Source organism: Mesorhizobium sp. M7A.F.Ca.CA.004.04.2.1, assembly GCF_004022825.1.
Lineage (GTDB): Bacteria > Pseudomonadota > Alphaproteobacteria > Rhizobiales > Rhizobiaceae > Mesorhizobium.
The window spans coordinates 1-6,136 of record NZ_RZPH01000280.1; the positions used below are offsets into that span (position 1 = coordinate 1).

Annotated in this window: 7 protein-coding genes, 1 tRNA gene and 2 pseudogenes; all 10 read left to right on the forward strand. The window is 61.5% G+C overall.

The window, feature by feature from the left end; translation table 11 throughout:
* Positions 1 to 519: pseudogene (locus EN893_RS14620) on the forward strand (hypothetical protein); the annotation flags it as partial.
* A 250-nt stretch (positions 520 to 769) separates the two neighbouring features.
* Positions 770 to 1,267, forward strand: coding sequence for a metal-dependent hydrolase (locus EN893_RS14625; protein ID WP_127268201.1), 498 nt, complete (start codon positions 770 to 772; stop codon positions 1,265 to 1,267).
* A 192-nt stretch (positions 1,268 to 1,459) separates the two neighbouring features.
* Positions 1,460 to 1,535: transfer RNA gene (locus tag EN893_RS14630), tRNA-Trp, on the forward strand.
* Positions 1,536 to 1,932: 397 nt separating this feature from the next.
* Positions 1,933 to 2,136 carry a preprotein translocase subunit SecE gene (secE, locus tag EN893_RS14635; protein ID WP_013531408.1) on the forward strand — a complete coding sequence of 68 codons (204 nt, stop codon included), beginning with the start codon at positions 1,933 to 1,935 and terminating at the stop codon, positions 2,134 to 2,136.
* Positions 2,137 to 2,163: 27 nt separating this feature from the next.
* Positions 2,164 to 2,691, forward strand: a complete 528-nt coding sequence (gene nusG / locus EN893_RS14640; protein ID WP_013531409.1) for a transcription termination/antitermination protein NusG — start codon at positions 2,164 to 2,166, stop codon at positions 2,689 to 2,691.
* Between the two features lie 159 nt (positions 2,692 to 2,850).
* On the forward strand, positions 2,851 to 3,279 hold the full coding sequence (gene rplK / locus EN893_RS14645; RefSeq protein ID WP_013531410.1) for a 50S ribosomal protein L11: 429 nt from the start codon (positions 2,851 to 2,853) through the stop codon (positions 3,277 to 3,279).
* 4 nt (positions 3,280 to 3,283) lie between these two features.
* A complete protein-coding gene (rplA, locus tag EN893_RS14650; protein WP_013531411.1) occupies positions 3,284 to 3,982 on the forward strand; it encodes a 50S ribosomal protein L1 in 699 nt (232 codons plus the stop codon).
* 395 nt (positions 3,983 to 4,377) lie between these two features.
* On the forward strand, positions 4,378 to 4,896 hold the full coding sequence (rplJ, locus tag EN893_RS14655) for a 50S ribosomal protein L10 (RefSeq protein WP_013531412.1): 519 nt from the start codon (positions 4,378 to 4,380) through the stop codon (positions 4,894 to 4,896).
* 54 nt (positions 4,897 to 4,950) lie between these two features.
* Positions 4,951 to 5,328, forward strand: a complete 378-nt coding sequence (gene rplL / locus EN893_RS14660; RefSeq protein ID WP_023762907.1) for a 50S ribosomal protein L7/L12 — start codon at positions 4,951 to 4,953, stop codon at positions 5,326 to 5,328.
* Positions 5,329 to 5,579: 251 nt separating this feature from the next.
* Positions 5,580 to 6,136: pseudogene (locus tag EN893_RS14665) on the forward strand (DNA-directed RNA polymerase subunit beta); the annotation flags it as partial.

Genomic DNA, 6,136 nt, shown 5'->3' on the forward strand with positions numbered 1-6,136 from the left:
GTCGTGATCAGTTCGAGGGGAGGCGACCTGCTCAGCGCCCTGGCGGCAGGACGGCTTATCCATGAAAAGAAGCTCGACGTCGCCGTTGGCCGCACCGATTTCGTCGGCTGTGACCCAGGGGCGTGGAATTGCCTGGCCAAAGAGGGCGCCTATGCCGGGCTGAGCATCGATGCCGGCGTGGAGTGCGATTCGGCCTGCGCGCTGATGCTTGCCGGCGGCATCAGGCGGTTTGTCGGTCCCCAGGCGCGGCTTAGCCTTTACCCGATGGGGCAAAAGCAGATGGTCAAGGCCTATCTCGAGGAGATGGCGATCGGTCCCGCCCTGTTCGCAGCGATCGAGCGGCGCTCGGTCGAGCGCCGGCTGGAACCCGGCATGATGCTGAAGGTCGGCCTGACGACCGGCCTGCAATCGGTCGACGCGCTGACCGGTGCCACCATTTGCGAGGCGGTGCCAAGACCCGAGAATTGCCGGATCCGGCCTTCCGCCAATGCCGAGGCTGATGCGCCGGCCAAATTGTAGTGTGCGGCGGAGCCGGAAACCGGGCATGAGGCAGCTTGAGCCGCTTCCGATTGTTCCGCTATCGTCGCTGCTGGCGGCGCCAGGCAGGCGGAGGATCGATGCCGGCCTGGGTTGGGGCGTGCCGGGCGGCCCCTATAAGCCACCGGTACGAAACCATGATCGGCACGAAACGTATCGGGCGCAGGCATCCGGAATAACGCCACAATAGGGCGGAATGCTGCACTGGCCTGCAACCGTGAACGGTCCCGAGATGCTGATCGCCCATCTTCCAAGTGGCTATATTCTCGGAACGTTCATGCGCAGGCAGTGGCCTGGCAGCCCGGCTATCGTCGGGGCCGCCATAGTCGGCAGTGTCATCCCCGATATCGATATGCTGTATTTCCATTTCATCGACGGCGGACGCACCCGCCATCACTCCTATATGACGCATTGGCCGCTGTTCTGGGCGGCCGCAGGGGCGCTGTCGTTGCTATTCGTCAGCTGGCGCGCCCGCTCGTATCTGGCAGCCACGGCTGCCTTCTTTGCCGCCGCCATGCTGCATATGGTCCTCGATACGCTGGCGTCGCCGATATTGTGGCTGATGCCATTCGATCGGCGGGCGTTCGAACTCGTCACTGTACCGGCGGACTTCAGCAATTGGGTGCTCAGCTTTTTGCTGCACTGGACGTTCGCATGCGAACTCCTGATATGCGGCTGGGCGCTTTGGCTTGCACGCGGGCGACCGCAGCCTGCCACGAATGCCGCTTGAGGACGCTCCACATCGAAGAGGGCAGGCGACGTCTCTCTCAATCACGCCACCGCGCGCTGGCGACTTCAGGCCGGAGCTTGGGATCGACCCGGATGGCCTTGTCGGGATTAAGGCGCGTTTGCTTGCAAACCGCTCTTTACAGAGCGTGCGGAAGCTTTTAGGAAGCGCCTTCTGCGCCGACATGCGCACGATACGGGCATAGCTCAGTTGGTAGAGCGGCGGTCTCCAAAACCGCAGGTCGTAGGTTCGAGCCCTGCTGCCCGTGCCATTTCTTGGAATGGCATTCAACGCAATGTTTCGCCGTTTCGAAATGGCGTTTCAAAGCGATATTTCCATGCTCTGGCCTTTGAAAATCGGCGACCCGCTTGCCATATAGGGTCGATTGGGGCATAAGAGCGCCATAGCCGGGACGGAACGACTGGATGGTTCCGAGGCGGTGTTTGGTCATAAAGCGGAGACTTGCCACTTGCGTGGATCAAGAATCGGTTTTATGTAGACGAAACAGACACGCGACGCGTGGAGCTGGGAAACCGGCTTTACGCGTCTGATTTGCATGGGCGAAATGATTGCGCTGATTCGGCGCGAGATTGGGCTCAGGCGGCACGTCCCGGCCAGCGGGATCATCCAGGAGACCCGGCCAACGGGTCTTGAAGACAGAGCGGCATATGGCTTCGAAAACCACAAATCCTTTCGTCTTTCTCCAGCAGGTTCGCGCGGAGACCGCCAAGGTGACTTGGCCGTCGCGACGCGAAACGATGATCTCGACGGTGATGGTTCTGGCCTTCGCAGTGATCGCGATGATCTTTTTCTTCACCGCCGATCAGCTCATGGGCCTTGCGGTCGAACAGATTCTGGGCATCGGACGCTAAGTCCGGCGATTACGGAGAAGTCTTGAAATGACCGCGCGCTGGTACATCGTCCACGCTTATTCGAACTTTGAAAAGAAGGTCGCCGAGGATATCGAGAACAAGGCCAAGCAGAAGGGCCTGTCCGCCGACATCCACCAGATCGTGGTTCCGACCGAGAAGGTCGTCGAAGTTCGCCGCGGCCGCAAGGTCGATGCCGAGCGCAAGTTCTTCCCGGGCTATGTGCTGCTGAAGGCCAATTTGACCGACGCCGTGTTCTCGCTGGTCAAGAACACACCGAAGGTCACCGGCTTCCTGGGCGACTCCAAGCCGGTGCCGATCACCGAGGCGGAAGCCCAGCGCATCCTGAACCAGGTGCAGGAAGGCGTCGAGCGGCCCAAGCCCTCGGTCACGTTCGAGATCGGCGAAGCGATCCGCGTTTCGGATGGTCCGTTCGCGTCGTTCAACGGTTTCGTCCAGGAAGTGGACGAGGAGCGGGCGCGGCTCAAGGTGGAAGTTTCGATCTTCGGGCGCGCCGTGCCGGTCGATCTGGAATTCGGACAGGTCGAAAAGGGCTGATCCGAAATCCCTGACGCCGGTTTGGCGATCAGGGGAGGCGGCGCGGAAGCGCGCGGCCTGAGACGGTGGGAGGCGAGTGCGGCTTTAGCCGGCTGCGCGAACCGCACCACCAGACTGCAACCGCCGGCATGACCGGCATAGACAAAGGCAGGAAAAGAGATGGCTAAGAAAATTGCAGGCCAGCTCAAGCTCCAGGTGAAAGCGGGATCGGCGACGCCGTCTCCCCCGATCGGCCCGGCGCTTGGTCAGCGTGGCATCAACATCATGGAATTCTGCAAGGCGTTCAACGCGCAGACCCAGGAAATGGAAAAGGGATCGCCGGTTCCGGTCGTCATCACCTACTATCAGGACAAGTCCTTCACCTTCGTCATGAAGACGGCGCCGGTGAGCTACTTCCTGAAGAAGGCGGCGAACCTGACGTCCGGTTCCAAGGAGCCGGGCAAGGTCAAGGCCGGTACGGTTTCGCGTGACAAGGTCCGCGAGATTGCCACCGCGAAGATGAAAGACCTGAACGCAAACGACGTCGAAGCGGCCATGCGCATGGTCGAGGGCTCCGCCCGCTCGATGGGTCTGGAAGTGGTGGGCTAAGATCATGGCAAAGATTGCAAAGCGCGTATCGAAGACCCGCGAAGGCATCGATCCCAACAAGGCTTATGCCCTGGGCGATGCGCTGAAGCTGCTCAAGGACCGTTCCTCGGTGAAGTTCGATGAGACCATCGAAGTCGCCATGAACCTCGGCGTCGACCCGCGCCATGCCGACCAGATGGTCCGCGGCGTGGTCAACCTGCCGAACGGCACCGGCCGCTCGGTGCGTGTCGCCGTGTTCGCCCGTGGCGACAAGGCCGACGAAGCGCGCGCCGCCGGCGCCGACATCGTCGGTGCCGAGGATCTGGTCGACATCGTCCAGAAGGGCACGATCGATTTTGATCGCTGCATCGCCACGCCGGACATGATGCCGCTCGTCGGTCGTCTGGGCAAAGTGCTCGGCCCGCGCGGCATGATGCCGAACCCGAAGGTCGGCACCGTCACCACCGACGTTGCCGCCGCCGTCAAGGCATCCAAGGGCGGCGCCGTCGAGTTCCGTGTCGAGAAGGCTGGCATCGTCCATGCCGGCGTCGGCAAGGTGTCGTTCGACGTCAAGGCCCTGGAAGAGAACATCCGCGCCTTCGCCGATGCGGTGACCAAGGCAAAGCCGACTGGCGCCAAGGGCAACTACGTCAAGAAGGTGTCGGTCACCTCGACGATGGGCCCGGGCCTCAAGCTCGACGTCGCGACGCTCAACGCGTCCTGATAAGTTTTGATCGAGATCGGCCGGTAAACGGCTGATCTGCAAAGAATTCCGGGCCTCCGACCTAGTTGGCGGCCCGGTACCGGAAGCCGAGAGGTTTCCGGACATCCTGTCCGAGATTGCAGGCGGCCCAGAAGCCTTAATTCGATTTGGGCCTGCATGAGACGGGTGAAGACCGGACAACGGAGCGATTGCTCCAATGAAAGGTTCGAACCGTGTTTGCCTTTTGTCTGCGCATCGCCGGCTTGACCGTCGATGTGGCGAAAGGGGGCAGGATCCTCGAGCGTCGTTCGGGAGATCCGTTACTGGATGGCCCGGCCGACAAAAGGCAACCCGACGCCTGTCCTCGTCAATGGGATGTTCCCGTTAACAGGATTGGGGTCAACTGGAGATAGGCAGTGGACAGAGCGGAAAAACGCGAACTCGTCACGGGCCTGAACGGTGCGTTCTCGAACGCAGGTTCAGTGGTCGTGGCCCACTACGCCGGTATCACCGTCGCGCAAATGAACGACCTTCGGTCGAAAATGCGCGCCGCCGGTGGCACCGTCAAAGTCGCGAAGAACCGTCTCGCCAAAATCGCTCTTCAGGGCACGGACTCCGCATCGATCATCGAGCTGTTCAAGGGACAGACGCTGATTGCTTATTCGGAGGATCCGATTGCGGCGCCGAAGGTCGCGTCCGATTTCGCCAAGGGAAATGACAAGCTCGTCATTCTCGGCGGCGCAATGGGCACCACCTCGCTCAATGCCGACGGTGTGAAGGCACTCGCCACACTTCCGTCGCTCGATGAGCTGCGCGCCAGGCTGGTTGGCATGATCGCCACGCCGGCAACCCGGATCGCCCAGATCGTCAATGCGCCAGCGGCCTCGGTCGCGCGCGTCATCGGCGCTTACGCCCGGAAGGACGAGGCGGCATGAGGCCGTTCCTCGCTATCACAAACACACGTTCGAACCTTATGAAGGAACACAACAATGGCTGATCTCGCAAAGATCGTAGACGACCTTTCGAAGCTGACCGTCCTCGAGGCGGCCGAGCTGTCGAAGCTTCTGGAAGAAAAGTGGGGCGTTTCCGCCGCTGCTCCGGTGGCTGTTGCCGCCGCTGGCGGTGGTGCGGCCGCTGCTGCTCCGGTCGAGGAAAAGACGGAATTCGACGTCGTCCTCACCGAGGCAGGCGCTCAGAAGATCAACGTCATCAAGGAAGTCCGCGCCATCACCGGTCTTGGCCTCAAGGAAGCCAAGGATCTGGTCGAAGCGGCTCCGAAGCCGGTCAAGGAAGGCGTTTCCAAGGCCGACGCTGACAAGTTCAAGGCCCAGCTGGAAGCAGCCGGCGCCAAGGTCGACCTGAAGTAATCGTGAAAGCGGCGGGCGGCCTCGCGCCGTCCGCCACTCCCTTCGCCCGGAGGGAGCACGCGTAACGCGAGATCTACGAGAACCTCTTTCCTGAGGGCCGAAAACCGGCCTTCAGGAAACGGGTTTTCTCCCGTTCTAGCCGGCCGCCGACAGGCGCCGGGAAAACAGACAGAGGGTTGCCGCCAAGGTGGCCCAGAATGCAAGGCGAGCCGCGGCGAGGCTCGTCCCGAGTTTAGAGCTAAGGAGCGACGATGGCCCAGACCCAGACTTTCAATGGCCGCAGACGCGTACGCAAGTTCTTCGGAAAGATCCCGGAAGTTGCGGAGATGCCGAACCTCATCGAGGTTCAGAAGGCATCCTATGATCAATTCCTGATGGTGGCGGAGCCCAAGGGCGGGCGTCCGGACGAGGGACTGCAGGCTGTTTTCAAGTCGGTTTTCCCGATCTCCGATTTTTCCGGCTCCTCGATGCTGGAGTTCGTGAAGTACGAGTTCGAAGGACCGAAATTCGACGTTGACGAATGCCGTCAGCGCGACCTCACCTATGCCGCGCCGCTGAAGGTGACGCTGCGCCTCATCGTGTTCGATATCGACGAGGATACCGGCGCCAAGTCCATCAAGGACATCAAGGAGCAGGACGTCTACATGGGCGACATGCCGCTCATGACCTTGAACGGCACCTTCATCGTCAACGGCACCGAGCGCGTCATCGTCTCGCAGATGCACCGCTCGCCGGGCGTCTTCTTCGACCATGACAAGGGCAAGTCGCACTCGTCGGGCAAGCTTCTGTTTGCCGCGCGCGTCATCCC